At 56.7% G+C, this 383-nt stretch carries 1 protein-coding gene; it reads left to right on the top strand.

Annotation, left to right across the window (positions count from 1 at the left end; translation table 11 throughout):
- Window positions 1-383, top strand: a 383-nt coding sequence (locus AUR66_RS18220; RefSeq protein ID WP_157533225.1) for a PAS domain S-box protein, incomplete at both ends; no start/stop codon positions are given.

The following is a 383-nucleotide window of genomic DNA, read 5'->3' as shown; positions in this document are numbered from 1 at the left end:
GGCGAAGTAGTTGAGCAACTTGAACTGGAATTTCTCGACGCGACAGGAGACACAGCGACTATTGAGGTGAATGCGACACCAGTCACTGAAAACGGCGATGCAGTCGGCATTCAGGGCGTGGGGCGGGACATCACCGCGCGAAAAGCTAGGGAACGTGAACTTCGCATGAAGACGCGAGCGATGGACGAGGCTGAACTCGGGATATCGATAGCGGATGCACAACAACCCAATGAGCCACTCGTCTACCTCAACAAGGGATTCGAACGGCTGACCGGCTACAGCGCGAGTGAAGTCCTCGGCCAGAACTGCCGCTTCCTCCAAGGCGAAGCAACAGACCCCAGTACCACAGCGATGGTGAGCTCTCACCTCGAGTCGAATGACTC

It is taken from the genome of Haloferax profundi (assembly GCF_001469865.1).
In the GTDB taxonomy this organism is placed as follows: Archaea; Halobacteriota; Halobacteria; order Halobacteriales; family Haloferacaceae; genus Haloferax; species Haloferax profundi.
This window is presented reverse-complemented; position numbering and strand designations above follow the sequence as displayed.